Source organism: Hydrotalea flava (genome assembly GCF_001623405.1).
In the GTDB taxonomy this organism is placed as follows: Bacteria; Bacteroidota; Bacteroidia; order Chitinophagales; family Chitinophagaceae; genus Hydrotalea; species Hydrotalea flava.
In genome coordinates, this window is sequence record NZ_LUHG01000054.1 from 1 (window position 1) to 19,474 (window position 19,474).

General features: G+C 37.6%; 16 protein-coding genes. 14 read left to right on the plus strand and 2 right to left on the minus strand.

Annotation, left to right across the window (positions count from 1 at the left end; genetic code table 11):
* The 9 genes from A0F92_RS06295 to A0F92_RS06335 all read left to right on the plus strand — a co-directional run.
* The coding region (locus A0F92_RS06295; RefSeq protein ID WP_068243030.1) for a 2Fe-2S iron-sulfur cluster-binding protein at positions 1–964 on the plus strand (964 nt) is incomplete at its 5' end.
* A gap of 19 nt (positions 965–983) precedes the next feature.
* On the plus strand, positions 984–2,030 hold the full coding sequence (gene nuoH, locus A0F92_RS06300; protein ID WP_068243035.1) for an NADH-quinone oxidoreductase subunit NuoH: 1,047 nt from the start codon (positions 984–986) through the stop codon (positions 2,028–2,030).
* 113 nt (positions 2,031–2,143) lie between these two features.
* On the plus strand, positions 2,144–2,677 hold the full coding sequence (nuoI, locus tag A0F92_RS06305) for an NADH-quinone oxidoreductase subunit NuoI (protein ID WP_068243038.1): 534 nt from the start codon (positions 2,144–2,146) through the stop codon (positions 2,675–2,677).
* 109 nt (positions 2,678–2,786) lie between these two features.
* Complete coding sequence (locus A0F92_RS06310; RefSeq protein ID WP_068243041.1) at positions 2,787–3,290, plus strand: NADH-quinone oxidoreductase subunit J family protein; 504 nt, start codon at positions 2,787–2,789, stop codon at positions 3,288–3,290.
* A gap of 42 nt (positions 3,291–3,332) precedes the next feature.
* A complete protein-coding gene (nuoK, locus tag A0F92_RS06315; RefSeq protein WP_068243044.1) occupies positions 3,333–3,668 on the plus strand; it encodes an NADH-quinone oxidoreductase subunit NuoK in 336 nt (111 codons plus the stop codon).
* 54 nt (positions 3,669–3,722) lie between these two features.
* Positions 3,723–5,630 (plus strand): NADH-quinone oxidoreductase subunit L, encoded by a 1,908-nt coding sequence (gene nuoL / locus A0F92_RS06320; RefSeq protein WP_068243047.1) that lies wholly within the window; start codon positions 3,723–3,725, stop codon positions 5,628–5,630.
* A 22-nt stretch (positions 5,631–5,652) separates the two neighbouring features.
* Positions 5,653–7,089 carry a complex I subunit 4 family protein gene (locus tag A0F92_RS06325; protein ID WP_068243051.1) on the plus strand — a complete coding sequence of 479 codons (1,437 nt, stop codon included), beginning with the start codon at positions 5,653–5,655 and terminating at the stop codon, positions 7,087–7,089.
* Positions 7,090–7,219: 130 nt separating this feature from the next.
* Complete coding sequence (locus A0F92_RS06330; RefSeq protein WP_068243054.1) at positions 7,220–8,611, plus strand: NADH-quinone oxidoreductase subunit N; 1,392 nt, start codon at positions 7,220–7,222, stop codon at positions 8,609–8,611.
* Between the two features lie 276 nt (positions 8,612–8,887).
* Positions 8,888–10,156, plus strand: a complete 1,269-nt coding sequence (locus tag A0F92_RS06335; RefSeq protein WP_068243057.1) for an ABC transporter permease — start codon at positions 8,888–8,890, stop codon at positions 10,154–10,156.
* Positions 10,157–10,172: 16 nt separating this feature from the next.
* Here the strand turns inward: A0F92_RS06335 and A0F92_RS06340 are convergent, their stop codons facing one another.
* Both A0F92_RS06340 and A0F92_RS06345 read right to left on the minus strand, forming a co-directional pair.
* Positions 10,173–10,883 carry a peptidase associated/transthyretin-like domain-containing protein gene (locus A0F92_RS06340; protein ID WP_068243060.1) on the minus strand — a complete coding sequence of 237 codons (711 nt, stop codon included), beginning with the start codon at positions 10,881–10,883 and terminating at the stop codon, positions 10,173–10,175.
* 122 nt (positions 10,884–11,005) lie between these two features.
* Complete coding sequence (locus A0F92_RS06345) at positions 11,006–13,558, minus strand: zinc-dependent metalloprotease (RefSeq protein ID WP_068243063.1); 2,553 nt, start codon at positions 13,556–13,558, stop codon at positions 11,006–11,008.
* Positions 13,559–13,882: 324 nt separating this feature from the next.
* Here A0F92_RS06345 and A0F92_RS06350 point away from each other — a divergent pair, with 324 nt between their 5' ends.
* The 5 genes from A0F92_RS06350 (at position 13,883) to mnmE (ending at position 18,474) form a co-directional block, all read left to right on the plus strand.
* Positions 13,883–14,764, plus strand: a complete 882-nt coding sequence (locus tag A0F92_RS06350) for a MotA/TolQ/ExbB proton channel family protein (RefSeq protein ID WP_068243068.1) — start codon at positions 13,883–13,885, stop codon at positions 14,762–14,764.
* A 58-nt stretch (positions 14,765–14,822) separates the two neighbouring features.
* Positions 14,823–15,473 (plus strand): ExbD/TolR family protein, encoded by a 651-nt coding sequence (locus tag A0F92_RS06355; RefSeq protein WP_068243071.1) that lies wholly within the window; start codon positions 14,823–14,825, stop codon positions 15,471–15,473.
* A gap of 47 nt (positions 15,474–15,520) precedes the next feature.
* Entirely contained in the window at positions 15,521–16,078 is a 558-nt protein-coding gene (locus A0F92_RS06360) for an ExbD/TolR family protein (protein ID WP_068243073.1), read from the plus strand.
* 56 nt (positions 16,079–16,134) lie between these two features.
* Positions 16,135–16,962 (plus strand): energy transducer TonB, encoded by an 828-nt coding sequence (locus A0F92_RS06365; RefSeq protein WP_068243076.1) that lies wholly within the window; start codon positions 16,135–16,137, stop codon positions 16,960–16,962.
* A gap of 117 nt (positions 16,963–17,079) precedes the next feature.
* On the plus strand, positions 17,080–18,474 hold the full coding sequence (mnmE, locus tag A0F92_RS06370; RefSeq protein WP_068243079.1) for a tRNA uridine-5-carboxymethylaminomethyl(34) synthesis GTPase MnmE: 1,395 nt from the start codon (positions 17,080–17,082) through the stop codon (positions 18,472–18,474).
* Positions 18,475–19,474 lie beyond the last annotated feature (1,000 nt).

The window sequence follows — 19,474 nt, forward strand, 5'->3', positions numbered from 1 at the left end:
ACAAGGCAGTGGTGGTAAATGCCGTACCTGTTTGGTAGAGGTGAGCAAGGGTTCTGAAAAAGATCCGCGCCCCATGCCCAAATTAGTTGCTTCTTGCCGCACAACCGTAATGGATGGTATGGAAGTAAAAAATGTAACATCGCCACGTGTACAGGAAGCAAGGGCCGGTGTGGTTGAATTTTTATTAATTAATCACCCATTAGATTGCCCCATCTGCGATCAGGCCGGCGAATGTCATTTGCAGGATTTAAGTTATGAACACGGTAAAGAAGGCAGCCGTTACGAATTTCAAAAACGCACCTTTAAAAAAGTAGATTTAGGAGCGTATATTCAGTTGCACATGACACGCTGTATACTTTGCTACCGCTGTGTTTTTGTAGCCGACCAGCTTTCTCCCAAAAGAGAACACGGTGTATTAGACCGGGGTGATCATGCTCAAATTGCCACTTTCATTCAAAAAAATCTGCATAACGAATTTATTGGTAATGTAATAGATGTATGCCCTGTAGGTGCTTTAACCGATAAAACTTTCCGTTTTAAAAACAGAGTATGGTTTACCAAACCTGTGAATGCACACAGGCATTGCGATAAATGTTGTGGTGAAGCAGAGCTATGGTTAAGAGGTGATGAGGTGTTTAGAGTAACTGCCCGAAAAGATGAATGGGGTGAAGTGAAAGAAGCCTCAAACGGCAAAACAGGATGGATTTGCAATGAATGCCGCTTTGAAAAGAAAAATCTGACCGATTGGGTAATAGAAGGCCCAACTAATGTTAACCGGCATTCAGTGATTGCACAAAACAAATATGTAGGATTGGTAAAACCTACTGAAACCTTTCCTAACATTATGAAAGGCAGGAATCCAAAATTACTCATGGATATTCATAGTGTAAGTGAAGTAAATAAACCAAACATACATTTAAGCGAATTAGAACGCCCGGCACATTCAACCGATTTTAACCAATAACACTCAATCAATATTTGCCATGTTACTAAGTATAGACTGGATATTGTTTCTGGAAAAATTAATTCTGATTGCCATTGTTATTTTTGCAAGTCTGGGTATAGCACTCTATACCACATTTGCAGAACGCAAAGTGGCGGCGGTTTTGCAAGACAGGCCGGGCCCCAATCGTGCCGGTCCGTTTGGCTTGTTTCAGCCATTTGCCGATGGGTTAAAGCTCATCATGAAAGAAGAAATTATTCCCAACACTTCCAATAAAGTATTATTTGTTTTAGGGCCTTTTTTGGCCATGACAGCCGCTTTGATGACCAGTGCCGTAATACCCTGGAGCAGCGATGTGCATTTGTTTGGCAGAGTTATTCCCCTGCAAATTGCAGATGTTAATATTGGCATTCTGTACATTTTTGCAGTGGTAAGTTTAGGTGTATATGGCATTATGATTGGCGGTTGGGCTTCCAATAATAAATTTTCATTAATGGCTGCATTAAGAGGTGCATCGCAGGCAATTAGTTATGAATTAGCTATGGGCTTAAGTTTAATTGCTTTATTAATGACAACAGGCACTTTGCAGTTAGGCGAAATTGTAAAACAACAAATGGAACCCGGCCATTGGTGGAATATTGTGTACCAGCCCCTTGGTTTTTTAATATTCATCATCTGTGCATTTGCTGAATGTAACAGAACACCCTTCGATTTACCGGAAGCAGAAAATGAATTAAACTTTGGTTACCATCAGGAGTATTCTTCTATGAAATTGGGTTTTTATCTGTTTTCAGAATATGTAAATATGTTTATCAGCAGTGTGGTAATGGCAACGCTTTACTTTGGCGGTTATGATGTACCTTTTTTAAATGAAAGCCTATTGTCGCCCAATGTTGCAGCCATCTTAGGCGTGGTAGCTTTACTGATAAAAGTGGTGATATTCATTTTTATATTTATGTGGGTACGATGGACAATTCCGAGGTTCAGATATGACCAGTTAATGAACCTGGGCTGGAAATCGCTTGTGCCATTGGCTTTGGCAAATATGCTGATTACAGGTGCACTCATTCTGTGGATGGGAAAATAAATTTCATTGCACAACAATGGGATGCCGGGTTATAAGGAATAAAACAATATAAACTTGGATACTAGTTACAATAAAAATATTTTTGCAAAACTTTTTAAACCATCGGTTCCATCATGCAAGCACTAACCAACAGAGCACAGCCGGTTAACAGAAAGCCGATGACATTCTGGGAAAGATTATATCTGATCAATATTTTCAAGGGAATGTTAATCACATTTAGCCACATATTTAAAAAACAACCAACCATTCAATACCCGGAACAAAAAAGGCCATTTAGTCCGGTGTTTAGAGGATTGCATGTGTTGAACAGAGATGAAGAAGGCCGGGAAAGATGCACCGCCTGCGGATTATGTGCTGTTGCCTGCCCGGCTGAGGCCATTACCATGGAGGCTGCTGAACGGTTACCCGGTGAAGAAAATCTATATCGTGAAGAAAAATATGCAGCCCGCTACGAAATTAATATGCTGCGTTGTATTTTTTGTGGATTGTGTGAAGAAGCTTGTCCGAAAGATGCTATTTATTTAAGCGAAACCTTTGCACCGGCAAATTTTAATCGTACCACTTTTATATACGGTAAACAAGATTTATTAATACCCAATCCCGTAACAGAGCCAGAAGCGTATGCAAAAGCAAAAGGATTGAATTAAACCCTGTAATTATTTTCATTGTAAAATAATGGCAAGGTTATTTTTCATCAACCACCTTTTATTAATTCGTTTAGTGAGCCTGTTACAGAAATAAAAATAATAGTATCAAATGAATGCCATACAAATCTTATTCTGGTTTTTAAGTGCCCTGGCGTTGGTAAGTGCATTAATGGTTTTACTTAGTAAAAATCCGGTACACAGTGTGTTATGGCTGGTAGGTGTATTTTTTGCCATTTCAGGGCATTATATTTTACTGAATGCGCAATTCATTGCAATCGTAAATTTAATTGTATATGCAGGTGCTATTATGGTGTTGTTTCTTTTTGTAATCATGTTAATGAATTTGAATAAGGATACAGAACCTCAGAAAAATATTTGGATGAAATTAGCCGGTGCCATTTCAGCCGGTTGTTTTTTAATGATATTGGTATCATTAATCAGACAGGCGCCCGAGTTGCAAGCCAAAACAGCCATGATGAAAGAAGGAAGTATCGGGTTGATTTCAAATTTGGGAAAAGCATTATTCAGTACGTATGTGGTGCCCTTTGAAATAAGCAGTATTTTATTTTTAAGTGCCATGGTAGGTGCAGTAGTAATTGGGAAAAAAGATTAATAAGCATTATTCGATATACTTTTTTTAAACAATCAACAGATTATGCCTATACAATACTATATTTTTTTAAGTTTAGCACTGTTCTGTATTGGTATTGCAGGTGTACTAACACGCAGAAATGCCATCATTATTTTTATGAGTATAGAACTGATGCTCAATGCAGTAAATTTATTACTCGTTGCTTTTTCAAAAATGCATCATGCAGTAGCAACTGCGGTTGAGAAAGTAAACAATGCCGGAACGGACGGACAAATTTTTGTGTTTTTTGTAATGGTGGTAGCAGCTGCTGAAGTAAGTGTTGGATTGGCCATTATTGTAATGATGTACAGAAATGCACATTCTGTAGATGTAAATTTTTTAAACCGGTTAAAGAATTAAATGATAAAAGGGAAGCTTATACTGTTGTGGTAAGCCTTACTTTAAACGAATCATATGAATCAATTAGTTTACTTAGTACCATTACTGCCGCTTGCAGGATTTCTGATCAACGGATTGCTTAGAAAATCGCTTTCTAAACGGGCAGTTAGTTTAATTGGTTGCGGTGTAATTTTAGTGGCTTTTTTAATCAGCCTGAGTTTATTCTGGCAGGTAAAATCCAATGGCCCTATTATTCAAACTTATTTCAATTTTATTGATATTAAGGGACTTACCATTCCATTTTCTTTTCAGGTTGATGCACTTTCTGCCTTGTTTATGTTAATTATTACCGGTGTAGGTTTTCTAATTCATGTATATTCAACCTCATACATGCATGAAGAAGCTGAGCCACATTTTGCACGTTATTTTTCTTATCTGAATCTGTTTGTGTTTTCCATGCTGCTCTTGGTAATGGGCGGTAATTATCTTATTCTGTTTTTGGGATGGGAAGGTGTAGGCTTATGTTCTTATTTGTTAATTGGTTACTGGTTTAAAAACAATGATTATAACTGCGCTGCGAAAAAAGCTTTCATCATGAACCGTATTGGTGATGTGGGTTTTTTGGTGGGAATTTTTTGGTTGATTGCTAAATTAGGCACATTAACTTATGGTAATGTTTTTGCCGGAACCGGAAGCTTAAGTGCCGTTGATGTTACCGGAATTACCTTGTTATTTTTTATGGGTGCTACCGGTAAAAGTGCACAAATACCTTTGTATACCTGGCTGCCCGATGCAATGGCCGGTCCAACTCCGGTTTCAGCTTTAATACATGCAGCTACCATGGTAACTGCCGGGGTATACATGATTGCACGTAGCAATGTATTATATAGTATGAGTGCGGTAACTGAAAACATTATTGCTATCATTGGTGTGGCTACTGCTTTACTGGCGGCTACAATTGCCATCAAACAAAATGATATTAAAAAAGTATTGGCCTATTCCACAGTAAGCCAGTTGGGTTATATGTTTTTAGGATTAGGAGTAGGTGCTTACTCAGGTGCGGTTTTTCATGTAATGACACATGCATTTTTTAAAGCATTGTTATTCCTGGGAGCCGGTTCTGTAATACATGCCATGGGCAATGAACAGGATATTCGAAAAATGGGTGGATTACGTAAATACATGCCCGTTACCCATATTACTTTCCTGTTGGCATGCTTAGCCATTTCAGGTATTCCTCCATTTAGCGGATTCTTCTCTAAAGATGAAATTCTGGCTGCGGCGTATGCAAAAAATCCTGTTTACTGGGTATTGGGAGTGGCAGGTGCGGCATTAACCGCATTTTATATATTCCGTTTATATGCTACTACTTTTTTAGGCAACTTCAGAGGCACACATGATCAGGAACATCATTTACATGAAAGTCCTGCTGTTATGACCTTCCCTTTAATTTTACTGGCTATTTTAAGTGTGATTGGCGGATGGGTGGGTATACCTACCGTAATGGCTCCGGGTGCCAATTTATTTCATCATTTGTTACAACCTGTTTTAACTACTGAAACATCCACCGAAATGCCACATGCAACAGAATGGTTATTAATGGGTGTTTCTGTAGCCATAGCAACCATCGCCATTTTATTTGCATTGGGCAGGTTTACTAAACATCCTGAATTAGAAGAGCCTACAGGCGTTGGAAAATTTCTGGCTAATAAATGGTACATCGATGAATTATATGATGGAATTGTTGTAAAACCACTGAACAGATTTGCAGGAGTTTTAAAAAATATTGTTGAAAAAAGTGGTCTTGATGGTGCAGTAAATGGGGTAGGAAGATTTGTTTTGTATGCATCGCGACAGGTAAGATTAATTCAGAGCGGACAGGTAGGCGGATACATACTCTTTATGATACTGGCCATGATTGTATTGGTTTTAATTTGGATAAACGACGGTTATATTTATACCTATTTAAGTAAAATATTTTAAAAGCCCCAGGCAAATAATAGCTATGATTCCTCTTTTATTAATAATCGTTCCTTTGATTGGTGGCCTTATTTCTTTTTTGTTGAAAGAAGATAAAGCAGCCAAAAGCTGGTCATTACTGATTGCGCTGGTTACTTTGGCCATTGCATTAAGTGGTATTTACTTTTTTAATAATGCTGATGCTTTATCTATTCATTTACCCTGGTTGCCGGCATTAGGCAGTAGTTTTGATGTACACATGGACGGGATGAGCAGCATGCTTACCTTATTAACTGCAATCGGCTTTCCTGTTATTTTTGTTGCTATTTATAAAAATAGTTATACGAAGCCGGGCAATTTTTTTGCCGGTATGTTATTAACTCAGGCAGGGTTAATGGGTGTTTTTGTTGCAGCCGATGCGCTGCTATTTTACTTTTTTTGGGAGCTTGCTTTAATTCCTGCTTATTTTTTGGCTTCTAACTGGGGTGGAGAAAAAAGAATTGCTGCAACATTCAAATTTTTCGTGTATACATTTGTGGGCTCATTGCTAATGCTAATCGGAATTTTTTATTTGTATTTTCAAACCTCCGGTAATCACTCCTTTGCCATTGAATCGTTTTACCATTTGCATTTAAGCACCCACCAGCAATATGTATTCTTTTGGTTATTTTTTATTGCTTTTGCTATCAAAATGCCTTTATTTCCGCTACATACCTGGCAACCCGATGCTTATGAACAGGCTACAACCGGTGTAACCATGGTGCTAAGTGCCATTATGGTAAAAATGGGTTTATATGCCACCATTCGTTGGTTAGTGCCTGTTTTTCCTGAGGCTACCACTCATTTTGCAAATTTCATTATCATTCTTGCCGTGATCGGAATGTTGTATGCATCACTCATCGCTATCCGGCAGGATGATTTTAAACGAGTGATAGCTTATTCTTCCATTGCACATATTGGTTTAATGTGTGCTGCCATTTTTGCACAGAAAGAAGTGGGATGGAATGGGGTAATGGTGCAAATGTTTAACCATGGTATTGTAGTATTGGGATTGTGGATTGTAGCAGATGCAATTGAACAGCAATTGGGTACCCGCAAATTGAGCGAATTAGGCGGTCTGGCACAAAAGGCTCCGGAATTAGCGATACTTTTTGTTATTATGGCACTTGCCAATATTGCATTGCCGCTAACCAATAGTTTTATTGGCGAGTTTTTAATGTTTAATGGTCTGTTTCAATACAATATGGTAATAGCCATTTTTGCACTGATTACCATTATATTAACTGCGGTATATACATTAAATACCGTACAAAAAATTTTTTATGGTGAAGTAGCCATTCAAACAACCCATGCAGTAGATGCAGGACTACATGTGCGTTTTATTTTATGGATACTGGTGGTTGTAATTTTCTTTTTTGGTATATATCCCGAGCCAATGATACACTTAACCAATGATACAGTGAAAGCATTATTGGTGCAATAAAATGGCTGTAAGTGAAAAGCATACTCTGGGTAGAATGATGTTGCAGTGTATAAACAAAAAAGTTTTTATTACGAATAAAGTTGATGCAATTTAGAACAATTCAACAGGGCGAATAACTATATTTTAAGATATGAACGCAATTATATTTTCGGCAGTAGCGGGTGTTGTAATGATGTTTACAGGCATTATCACCCAACAAAAATCAACCATCAGAAATGTGGCACTGGCTGCTTTATTGGTGGTTTTACTGGCCAACATTTTTGATACTTATGGTATTTTTAGTATTTATATTCCTACGCATGGTATGCTGAATTTTCAAAAATTTGGCTTGTACTTTAATACACTTGCTTTTGCTGCTACATTTTTGTTTACTTTAATCAGTGGTTCAGATGTTACATTGATCGGCAATGGCCGGCATGGTGCAGAATTCTTTGCATTAATTTTCTTTTCATTAGCCGGTATAGCTATTTTAACCTCGTACAACTCGCTTTTAATGCTGTTTTTGGGCATTGAGATTATGTCCATTCCTTTATATATTCTAACCGGTGCTGATAAGCGGAATTTAAAAAGTAATGAAGCCTCGTTGAAATATTTCCTGATGGGTTCATTTTCTACCGGTATTTTATTAATGGGTATTGCTTTAATGTATGGTGCCCGTGGCGGATTTGAAATAGACGCCCTTAAACCCTCTGCAGTATCAAATGAGTATGGCATATTAGACCCATTGGGTTTAGTGCTGGTTTTTATTGCCATTGCTTTTAAAGTTTCTGCTGCTCCATTTCATTTCTGGACGCCCGATGTATACGATGGTGCACCCGGTGTTTTTACTTCATATATGGCAACGATTATTAAAGCAGCCGGTTTTATTGCATTTATACGATTATTTGATAATAAGGCAGTTGAGATGGGTATGTCGTGGAAAATTATTTTACCGGTTGTAATTATTGCCACTTTGTTGGTTGGAAATATTACCGCGGTATTCCAACAAAGCGTAAAACGGATGATGGCTTATTCCAGTATTGCCCAGGCCGGATTTATGCTATTTGCGGTTTTTGCCGAAAATGATGTAGCTAAAGAAGGTATTTTAATTTATACTGTGGCCTACTCTGTGGCTACTATTGGCATTTTCGCCGTGTTGGAAAAAGTGAAAGATATATCGCTGGAAGGATTCAATGGCCTTGCACAAAAAAGTTCGTTACTAGCCGGAACCACCACCGTATTTCTTTTATCCTTAACAGGCATTCCGCTTACGGCAGGGTTCTTTGCAAAGTATTATATGTTGTTATCTGCCATTAAATACGGCGGCAGCTCAGTAACCTGGTTGGTAATTGTTGCGGTAATTTTTGCTGCTATCAGTGCTTTTTACTATTTCAGAGTAATACAGGCCATGTATTTTAAAAAGGGCAATCCGGAATTGCATTCATTCAATAAAGGGTTTTGCTTTATGCTGGTTTTGCTTGCTGTAGTTACTATTTTAATTGGCATGTTCCCAACCATTATTCTAAACTGGTTTTACTTTTAGTTTTTAATCAATTCTCTTCACAATGTTTATCTAATCAGTAGTAACTGTTACAGCAACGCAACATGCTGCCATAAAAACTGAACGTACAAGTGAGTGACACAACAGGCGATGCCCAAAATAGCAGAAGCCGGGTTACCTAAAATTGATTCAAATTACCCACAGGGCTAAATAGCTGCTATTACCGTCTGTTTATTTTTTGCTACGTTTATCCTTTTTGGTTTTAAACTATCTGATTGCGCCTTATCTTTAGAATGATTTTAATACAATAACTTGTTAATGACGTTAACCGATTCATTTAATCTGGCATTTAAAACGGTAAAAGGAAATAAGCTGAGAACCGGTATAACCGTTGCTATTATTGCATTTGGCATTATGGCGTTGATTGGAATTATTACCGCTATTCAGGCTATGAATCAAAGTTTGCGGGAAAGTTTTTCATCGATGGGGGCCAATGCTTTTGTAATAAAATACAAAGAATCGCGTATCCGTTTTGGAAGAGACCAAAGTGTAAAGAAAACGGCAAGAGGAGTGAAGGATAAAGTTTCGAACCTCGATAAAACCATACGGCGGGAAGATGCGGTTTATTTTAAACAAACCTATCAATACCCATCTATTGTAAGTGTGTATATGCGCGGGCCTGGTAATGTAGAGTGTTATTATGGCGATAAAAAAACCAATCCCGTTGTAACTGTTTGGGGTGGTGATGAAAATTATTTAACGGTAAATGGTTTTACGGTAGCAGTTGGCAGAAATTTGAATAGTTTGGATGTGGAAAGTGGTCGTAATGTATGTTTGTTGGGTAGCAATGTTGCTACAAAATTGTTTGGCGATCATTCTGAAACAGCTGTTGATCATATTATAAAAGTTGGTGGAATACCTTACCGTATAATTGGTGTGCTGAAAAGCAAGGGATCGAGTGGTTTATTGCGGCAGGATGATATAGTGGTAACTTCTTACAACAGTGCCCGTCGTTTAGCTAATGCCTCACCGTCGTATTTTATTGGCGTAATGGTAGAAAATGTAGCGATGTTAGATCCTGCAATAGGCGTAGCTACAGCGCATTTCAGAGGTATCAGAAAATTGCTGCCAACAGATGCAGATAATTTTACCATTGAAAAGAGTGATAAATTTGCAGAACTGTTTATTACTTTTTTAAGTAGTATTACAGGTGCGGCTGCAGCTATTGGTATTATTACTTTAATTGGTGCTGCCATTGGTTTAATGAATATTATGCTGGTTTCGGTAAATGAACGTACCCGTGAAGTAGGCCTTATTAAGGCAATTGGCGGAAAAAGCAAAAATGTAAGGCAGCAGTTTTTATTTGAAAGTATGATTATTAGTTTATTGGGTGCAATATTTGGAATTATTTTGGGTGTTTTGGTTGGTAATATTTTTTCAATGGTATTGAAAACCGGTTTTGTTGTGCCCTGGTTATGGGTAAGTATTGGTATTGTGATCTGCTCTCTGGTTGGGTTTGCAGCAGGATTGTACCCGGCCATAAAAGCTGCTAAATTAAATCCGATTGTTGCTTTACGATATGAGTAAAGCTCAAGCTTTTGCGTTACTTTTTCAGAAACAATTTCAATTTATCATTAATATAATAAACTAAATCTTCCCGGTGCGGGTGCTGCCTGAGCCATTTATAAGTTGGCCTGTATGTTTCCATAAACAACAGCAGCGAGTTTGTTGGCAGCGTTACATATTGTTTTAAGAAAGTTGGATTAAATCGGTAATTAATATAATGTTCCTGCTCCATTTGGTTAAAGAGTTGAATGGCTTCACGTTTTCGTTTATCCAGCCCAAAAAAATGGTCAATATTAATACCCATACCAACACCGGAATTGCCGTTAGATACTGTTGGTAAAGTATAATCGTTGGTAGTTGCAAAAAAATCTCTTCTTCTGTGCAAACTGTCTAATTGATATGCAGAGTAGCTTTTATGCGATCTGACAGTTACTTCATCTAACATTTTAGAAAGAGGATGCAGGTAAATAACGTATCCGGCTTGCTGTAATAATTTTATATTGATATGAAGCGTATCAAATGTATAGCTGATAGAAGCAATGGATATAATATCACCAGGTTTTGCGGCAATTGAAAACATTCCTTTCTCGTTAGAGATAACTGTTTTTTTATTATTTAAATTGGTAATACTGGCAAAATAAACCGGCTCTTTGGTCATACTGTCTTTAATAACTGCTGAAAAATTTTGCGCTGTGGCAAAGTGGGTTATTAAACAAAAAATCGTAAAACACAATCCAGTTTTTTTCATATTGTTTATTTGTAGCTACACAAAGTTATTGCAGTTGATTGCATTTATATGAATTGGTTGAAAATAAAAAGAGCTACCGGTTAAATGGCGGCAGCTCTTTTTATTGTTTTAAAGCGCTGTGTTTAAGCCTTAGGCTCTAACGCTTTTTTGATTCTTTCTGCAACATCCTGTAAATGATATTTACTCATTTTATCGCTTGTGGCAGGAATTGCTGCATTGATGGCGGCTAATAAACTTTTCAATTCGCCTCTTGCTACAGAAGGTACATCTGTATTAGCGGTATTAATAATAGAAAGATTGAAGCCTCTGGCTGTTGCAGTTAAGTTGGCTGAATTTGATTTAGCAGGATCTATCAAATCAATCAGTTTACTTACATAGGCTTTTTGCAAATTTCTGCGATAGGCATCAATTGGTTTTTGGGTGCTTAATTCACTCCAAATACCTTTTTGAACATCATCCATCATTTCATCCAAACCATATGTGCTGTTGCCAAATCGGTTCCTGCTGGTTTCTAAACGATACAAGCGGCCGGCATCTAATAAACTGTTCAATACACTGATTTGCAGGTTTTGAATGGCTTCATTAGCGGTTGGGTAAGCTATCTTATTTAAAATATCCTTATCTAACAACCAGTTAGGCGTTTGGAAGAGTTGTGTATTTAAAAAGGCAACTGCTGCTTTTTGTTTTTCTTTTGGTGTGGGTGTATACACATCGCCTTTTTGTTCTACACTTTTAAAGGTTTCTTCAATGCCGCCCACATTTTTGGTTACATGGCCCATATATCGGGCAAACTGACCCACTAATTGTTGGTATATATCGCTTAAATTCTGGTATTTATCGGCTTCTTCTTTGGTCCAAACCGGCAATTGTACAATAATTCTTTTCAGGTTCATAATACCGTAATTGCTGGCTTTAACTGCATCGTCGCCCAAGTCTTCAGTTTGTGCTCTGGGGTCAACATTTCTTCCTTCGCCGCCAAACCATAATCTGGGGTTTTTAAGACTGTCGATTGCCCATTGGTTGGTAACCAATTCTTCTTTTTTGGGATCGTTAATACCAGTGTAGGTATAACCCCATTGAATGGCCCATTTATCGTAATCCCCAATTCTTGGGAATAGTCCGGCTTCGCTGATATTATCTTCCGGTTGTGCAACATAGTTAAAACGAGCATAATCCATAATAGAGGCAGTATGTCCGTTGGCTTCTATCCAGGCTTTGTTACGCAGTAATTCAACCGGTGTTTTGCTGCTGCTGCCCATGTTGTGGCGCAAGCCAAGGGTGTGGCCCACTTCGTGTGAAGAAACGAAGCGAATTAACTGGCCCATCAACGAATCATCAAATTTCATTTTTCTGGCTTTCGGATCAACGGCAGCTGTTTGAATCATGTACCAATCGTGCACTAATTTCATAACATTATGATACCATCCAATATGGCTTTCCAAAATCTCACCGCTGCGAGGGTCGTGTACATTGGGGCCATATGCGTTTTCAATATCAGAAGCAAAATACCGTATAACAGAATAACGGGCATCTTCTAAACTCATGGTACTGTCGTTTTCAGGCCATTCCTTTGCTACGATGGCATTTTTAAAACCGGCTTTTTCAAAAGCTTTTTGCCAGTCGTTAACGCCTGCAATTAAATAAGGGCGCCATTGTTTAGGTGTAGCAGGATCAATATAGTATACAATTTGTTTGGCAGGTTCTACCAGTTCACCACGTTTGTATTTATCTATGTCCTCGGGTTTGGGTTCCAGCCTCCAACGCACAGCAAAAACCTGATTATCTACTTTTTGCTGGTTATCACTGTAAATGGTGTAATCATCTGCAAAAAAGCCTACTCTGGGGTCAAACAGCCTTTTATGCATAGGTGTTTTGGGTAATAACAGCATTGAAGTGTTTAATTCAAGTGTAACGGCTCCCGCATCCATGGCAGCAGGTAGTGGTTCACTTTGTGGTATGGGTGATGGGGCGCCAAATCCACCGGCAGGGCTGGGTGTAGAATTGTATGTTTTTACTGTTCTGATTTCTGTATTGATGGGGTAAGTGTGTATACTTTCAATATAGGAACGGTCAGATGCCAGCATAGACAGGCTGAGTCTGCGTTTAATAGCAGGAGTAAGATTTACTGCTTGGTTATCTCCTTTAAAGAAATCAGTTACATCAATTACAGACGAGGTAGAATCTTTGCCATAAGCAGCAATAGGAAATGCAGCTGCAATGGGATTTAAGTTAGAATTGGCTACTGCTTTTGAAATTTCATTGGTAGAATCTGCATAATTAATTAAGGTAATGACTTTTAGAAATACTTTGTTTTCAGGGCCTTTTGCAAATTCAATGGTTTGTTGGTTCACCAATTCACCGCCATAATTTCTGCCGCCACCGGGTGTTTTGCTGTAACGGGTTACAGCTAAAATTTCACGTCCTAAAATTGAATCGGGAATTTCAAAATAATATTTATCCGCAACTTTATGAACCGTAAATAAACCTTTTTGTGTTACGGCCTTGTTGGTAATTACTTCTTTATAAGGCTTTGGACCAGTAGCTGGTTTTGCTGCGGCAGCTGCTCCGGCTGTTCGCCCATTCAGTATTGGAAATCGTGATGTATCAGGCCTTTGCTGTGCACATAGCCAGGTTCCGGTTAAAATAAGCAAGATAAAAGATAACGTTTTCTTCATATAGTGTTATTTAAAATTTTAATGATTGAAGATAACAAGAGGGTTTGAAAAAAAAGGTGTTTTTCATAATTTTTGATGAGCGGTTTAAAAACGGCTTTTTCAGGTTCAATTTTATAAAACAAACCGATTGAAGCAGTTTTTGATTGTTTATTTAAAAAATAATGGCACTTATTGAAAAACTAATTTGCAGCATTAATGAAAATAACTATTTTACAGGCCTCTAAAAAAAATTTGAAACATTGTTTTGTTTTTTCAAAATAATTTTCAGTAGAATTGTGAAATCTTTTTAACACTGTAATTTAAAAACCAAAAAACAATTGAACCATGGCGGACATTAAACCCACAGCTTCAGCTTCTGCTGCTAAACCGGCAACAGCACAACACCCTAAAAGAAAAGGTAATTCTATTTCATGGATTGCGCCTGTAATTTGTGTTATTGTAGGATATTCTTTTTGGCGTTTTTATCTGGGCGCACCAGATCATTTTTCTCTTCCTGATACTGATCCAAGCCATTGGTTTTGGCCTGGTCATAAAGGACCAAAATCAACCGTTCCTATTGCAAAAATGTATGAAGGCGGTATTATCGTGCCTTTATTAATCGGAACTTTTTTAACTGTATTAACTTTTGTAGTTGAAAGATTTTTAACTGTTACCAAATCAACCGGAAAAGGCAGCATTCAGGAATTTATTCGTAAAGTACAATTTCACTTAGCCAATAAAGATGTTGATAAAGCATTAGCAGAATGCGACAAACAACAAGGTTCTGTTGGTAATGTTATGAAAGCCGGCTTACGCAGGTACAAAGAAATGATTACCAATACAGAATTGGATACTGAACAAAAAATTCTGAATATTCAAAAGGAAATTGAAGAAGCAACTGCTTTGGAATTACCTATGTTGGAAAAAAACTTAGTATTCCTATCAACCATTGCTTCTGTAGCAACTTTGTTAGGTCTGTTAGGTACGGTATTAGGTATGATTAAAGCGTTCTCTTCTCTTGGTGAAGAAGGTGCCGGTGGTGATGCTGCCCGTGAATTATCTGTGGGTATTTCTGAAGCCTTGTTCAATACCGCTTTGGGTATCGGTACTTCAGCCATTGCCATCATTTTCTATAACATCTTCACCACTAAAATTGATGGTATTACTTATGGTATTGACGAGTCTGGCTTTACATTAACACAAAGTTTTGCTGCAAACTATAAATAAGTTTGTGGAAAAATTGGAAAACGGAATCTCATTAGTGAATTAATGTAAAATCAGTAAAATGGCAAGACCAAAGTTACCACGAAAAAGCACGAATGTAGACATGACTGCTATGTGCGATGTGGCATTTTTGTTGCTGACTTTCTTCATATTGGCAACAAAATTTAAACCACCTGAAGCTATTGAAATTGTAACACCTAAGTCGGTTGCTTCTAAAGTTGCACCATCCAAAGATGTTGTATTGGTAAGTGTAGACAGAGACGGTAAAGTATTCTTCTCGATAGAAGATCCGGATGCCAAAAAATACATTGCCAATGCCATCAACAATACCAAGAATTTGGGAATTGATGTGAATGCTTTTGTGAATGCACAGTTCATCGGTGTTCCTTTCAGTCAGTTAAAAGCATTTTTAGCTTTGCCTGAAGCAGATCGCAAAGCCAATGCACTTCCCGGTATTCCGGTGGATACTACAAAAGGGCCCAATGAAATGATAGATTGGATGCGTTATGCAGTAGATGCTTACCAGGGTAAAAAAATGAACCTGTTGTTGAAAGGCGACAATAAATCGAAGTATCCTTCAATAGAGGGTGTGATTAATGCCTTTAAAAAAACAGATCAGTTAAAATTTGAAATGGTAACCAATCCCGAAGCAGTTCCAACCGGAAGTGAATTATGGAAATTGGCACAGAAAGGACAAAGAACCGAAGAATAAAACCTATATAGTTTAACCCAATTTGTTCACTCTAAAATTATCCTGTTATGGCAGAAATGGATACCTCCTCGGGCGGGGGGCATAAGAAAGGCCCGGGCGTCAAGAAAGGTAAAAAAATGTCTACTCGTGTAGACTTAACGCCAATGGTTGACTTAGGGTTTCTATTAATTACCTTCTTCATCTTTACCACTACCATGAGCCAGCCAACGGCCATGAAGCTCTTTTTACCAAAAGATGCAGATAAGCCCGATGAGCAAAATAAAATTAAAGAGTCAGGTGCGCTCACCATTCTATTAGGCGGCGATAATACCGTTTTTTATTATGAAGGTGAATTGGCTCCCAATGGAACTAATTTTAAATCGGCTAATTATAGTAATGGTGATGAGGGCATTAGAGCAGAAATTTTAAGAAAAAAAGCAAGCACACCTGAAAAAGATTTAATGGTCGTGATTAAACCATCACCACAGTGTACTTATAAAAACGTTGTTGATGCATTGGATGAAATGTCTATTAATGTCATTAAAAGGTATGCGTTGGTGGATATATCACCGGTAGAAGAGCAGTTGGTTCAAAAATCACAGGCTGCTGCCGCAACCGGAAATTAATTCAGACAAGGTGTGAAAATAATTAGAAACCGCATCTCATTTTAAAGTTTATTATCATGGACGCAAAACAAGTAATGAATGCCGATTTCCTCGATATCATATTCGATGGTAGAAACAAAGAATATGGGGCATACGAATTGCGCAAAACCTATAACAAGCGAATCATTACCGGTGTAATTTTTATGCTTGCTTTTACTGCGCTGTTCTTACTGCTTACGGTGTTGGGAAATTCAACCAAAAAGGCTAAAACACAAATACTGGTACAGGATGTTTCCCTGGCAAATGTTACCGACAAGCCCAAGGAACCACCGCCACCGCCGCCACCACCACCACCCAAAGTGGAACCACCCAAAGTGGAAATTACCAAATTTACCCCGCCTAAAATTGTAAAAGATGAGCAGGTGAAAGAACCACCTCCGGAAGTTGCAAAATTAGAAGACACTAAAATTGGAACCATTAATCAGGAAGGTGCAAAAGATATGGGAATTGTTGCCCCTGTTGTTGAAAACAAAGGTACCGGTGTGGTGGAAGCACCCAAACAACAGGAAGATTACGACAAAATTTTTACCGTAGTACAAATTCAGGCCGAATTTCCCGGTGGATTGGCTGCATGGCAAAAATATCTGGAACGTAATTTAAATAGTAGTGTACCTGTTGATAATGGGGCGCCTCCCGGTAAATACACTGTTGTTGTAAGTTTTATTGTAGATAAAACCGGCGCATTAAGCGATATTAAAGCTGAAAACGATCCCGGTTATGGTACAAAAGAAGAAGCCATTCGTGTATTGAAAAAAAGCCCTAACTGGAAACCTGCTGTTCAAAATGGCAGAAATGTAATTTATCGCCAACGTCAAAGTATCACTTTTGTAGTGGCAGATGAATAAATATACCTCAATTTAATTTTTTAAAAAACCTGCAGATGAAAATTTGCAGGTTTTTTATTTCCCGGCACTGATAATTTTATAATGATTTAATTTGTATCCCATCTTCATTAACATTGTATGCAACATCAGTTGAATTATAATACTACCATTGTAGCTTTGGCTACACCGCCAGGTTCTGGTGCAATTGGCATTATCCGATTAAGTGGAACGAATGCAATTGCTATAGCGAATAAAATTTTTAACGGCAAAGATTTATCACTACAACAAGGGTATACCGCTCATTTTGGAGAAATTACGGATGGAATCAATACAATTGATGAGGTATTAATCACCCTTTTTAAAGGGCCTAAAAGTTATACAGGAGAAGATACTGTTGAAATTAGTTGCCATGGTTCTTCTTTCATTTTAGAGTCTGTTATACAATTGTGTGTAAAAAATGGTGCTACTCCTGCCATGCCGGGGGAGTTCACACAACGTGCCTTCTTAAATGGGAAAATGGACTTAACGCAGGCAGAAGCCGTAGCTGATTTGATTGCCAGCAATGCGGCGGCTGCGCACAAAGCAGCATTGCATAACTTAAAAGGAGGCTTCAGGCATGTATTAGATGAAATGAGAGAACAATTGATTCATTTTACTGCATTAATTGAATTGGAGTTAGATTTTAGTCAGGAAGATGTAGCTTTTGCCGATAGAAGTGCATTAATTGATTTGCTGAATCAACTTAGTACAAAAACCCAACAGTTATTGCATTCATTTACCCTTGGAAATGTGATTAAAAATGGTGTAAAAGTTGCCATTGTGGGTAAGCCCAATGCTGGCAAAAGTACATTGCTAAATGCGCTTTTAAATGAAGAGCGAGCTATTGTAAGCGCCATTGCTGGCACAACCCGTGATACGGTAGAAGAAACTTTAAATATACAGGGTGTTTTGTTTAAATTAATTGATACGGCCGGTATACGCCAGCATACTACCGATGAAATTGAAGCCATCGGTATAGCACGTAGCAGAAAGGCTATAGAACAGGCCGATATTGTTTTATTTATTTTTGATGTGAATGATCCCGTTAATGAAGTACTGAATCAAATAGACCAATGGAATCTTTTAAAACATCAATGCATTGCAGTTGGTAATAAGTGCGATATATCAACTACCAATGTTCAATTATTGCAGCAAAAATTTTCAAATATTCCAATTCAAAACATACACTATATTTCTGCACTGCAACAAAACGGAATAGAAAATTTAAAAACATTACTTTTTAATATGGTAACGGGCGGTTCATTAGATTTTGAGCATACCATTGTTACCAATGCCCGTCATTTCGCAGTTTTACAGGAATTAGCCAATGCGTTACACGAAGTAAAACAGGGATTAGAACAAAATATTCCCGGCGATTTATTGGCATTGGATATACGGCGTTGTTTGCACTTTCTTGGAGTGATTACCGGTAAAATTGAAACCGACAGAGATATTCTTGGAACTATTTTTGGAAAGTTTTGTATAGGAAAGTAACTGTACAAAACAAACTCCTTTACCAATGGATTCAAGCCACGGAGATAAAAAGAAATATAACCTTTCATTTATACAGCCCCGTATTTTCCCGATAGCGTATGTATTGCCACAGGCGGAAACGATGATTGTAAATGGACGGATAAAAATAAATGCAGCGTATACAAGGGCGTACAGTAATACTTTATTCAGATATTGATGCTCATGACGACTGGGAGCGTAAAGCCGAAATATTAAGAAGCTACGGGCTTAATGTCCAGGTTTCACAACTCATAAAAAACCATGCTTTAAAGTATGCTGAACAATACGGAATTGATTACAGCGAATTAGTAAAACAGAAATACAATTTAAGGGGGATTGTCTGTCCTAGCATATGATTACAGTAATAAGGCTACACCTGATGAGCTATGTAGGTTTATTGGAATTTATAAAAGACACCTATAAAGCCTGGAGAAAAACGCACAACGCATCCTTTGCATTTTCTCCATAAAAACAATGGGGTACTTCCCCAAATTTTGAAACAATCATTTTTTAGCCTGTAATCCTTTGAAGCAAAGGATTACAGGGATTTTTAAGTTAAGTTTTGTCGGACAAAAATGATTTAAAATCAATTTAAACATAAGAAAATTTTTTTAATTGCTAAAATGTAGAATTAATGTAATAGGGAAACTACCATCTATTACATTCACATTGCCAATTTCATAATTATTTAAAAACAACAAATTTTTTAGAATCTCCTCTCCTTAATCACTTATAGAAATAAATCCATTCGAAAAAGACCAACTTTTTCCTAGTGTTAATGAAATGGGGTGAAAGTGAAAACATCCTTTATCATCCCTGGCAAGTACTCTTGTAACATTGTTTTCTTTAATAACCCCTGTTTTCCTCGCCATTAAATAGATATTTTTCTAAGTTATTGATTATCAATTATTTGTTTATTTTATTTTTGGTGTCTTGGGTGTCCCAGCGTAATTTTTTATCTTTCAGAAGTGTTTATAAGAAA

Coding starts and splice junctions, on each gene's coding strand:
- nuoK (WP_068243044.1), top strand. CDS start 3,333: ATGCCTATACAATACTATATTTTTTTAAGTTTAGCACTGTTCTGTATT.
- nuoI (WP_068243038.1), top strand. CDS start 2,144: ATGCAAGCACTAACCAACAGAGCACAGCCGGTTAACAGAAAGCCGATG.
- A0F92_RS06345 (WP_068243063.1), bottom strand. CDS start 13,558: ATGAAGAAAACGTTATCTTTTATCTTGCTTATTTTAACCGGAACCTGG.
- A0F92_RS06335 (WP_068243057.1), top strand. CDS start 8,888: ATGACGTTAACCGATTCATTTAATCTGGCATTTAAAACGGTAAAAGGA.
- A0F92_RS06325 (WP_068243051.1), top strand. CDS start 5,653: ATGATTCCTCTTTTATTAATAATCGTTCCTTTGATTGGTGGCCTTATT.
- nuoL (WP_068243047.1), top strand. CDS start 3,723: ATGAATCAATTAGTTTACTTAGTACCATTACTGCCGCTTGCAGGATTT.
- A0F92_RS06330 (WP_068243054.1), top strand. CDS start 7,220: ATGAACGCAATTATATTTTCGGCAGTAGCGGGTGTTGTAATGATGTTT.
- A0F92_RS06360 (WP_068243073.1), top strand. CDS start 15,521: ATGGCAGAAATGGATACCTCCTCGGGCGGGGGGCATAAGAAAGGCCCG.
- mnmE (WP_068243079.1), top strand. CDS start 17,080: ATGCAACATCAGTTGAATTATAATACTACCATTGTAGCTTTGGCTACA.
- A0F92_RS06350 (WP_068243068.1), top strand. CDS start 13,883: ATGGCGGACATTAAACCCACAGCTTCAGCTTCTGCTGCTAAACCGGCA.
- A0F92_RS06365 (WP_068243076.1), top strand. CDS start 16,135: ATGGACGCAAAACAAGTAATGAATGCCGATTTCCTCGATATCATATTC.
- nuoH (WP_068243035.1), top strand. CDS start 984: ATGTTACTAAGTATAGACTGGATATTGTTTCTGGAAAAATTAATTCTG.
- A0F92_RS06340 (WP_068243060.1), bottom strand. CDS start 10,883: ATGAAAAAAACTGGATTGTGTTTTACGATTTTTTGTTTAATAACCCAC.
- A0F92_RS06355 (WP_068243071.1), top strand. CDS start 14,823: ATGGCAAGACCAAAGTTACCACGAAAAAGCACGAATGTAGACATGACT.
- A0F92_RS06310 (WP_068243041.1), top strand. CDS start 2,787: ATGAATGCCATACAAATCTTATTCTGGTTTTTAAGTGCCCTGGCGTTG.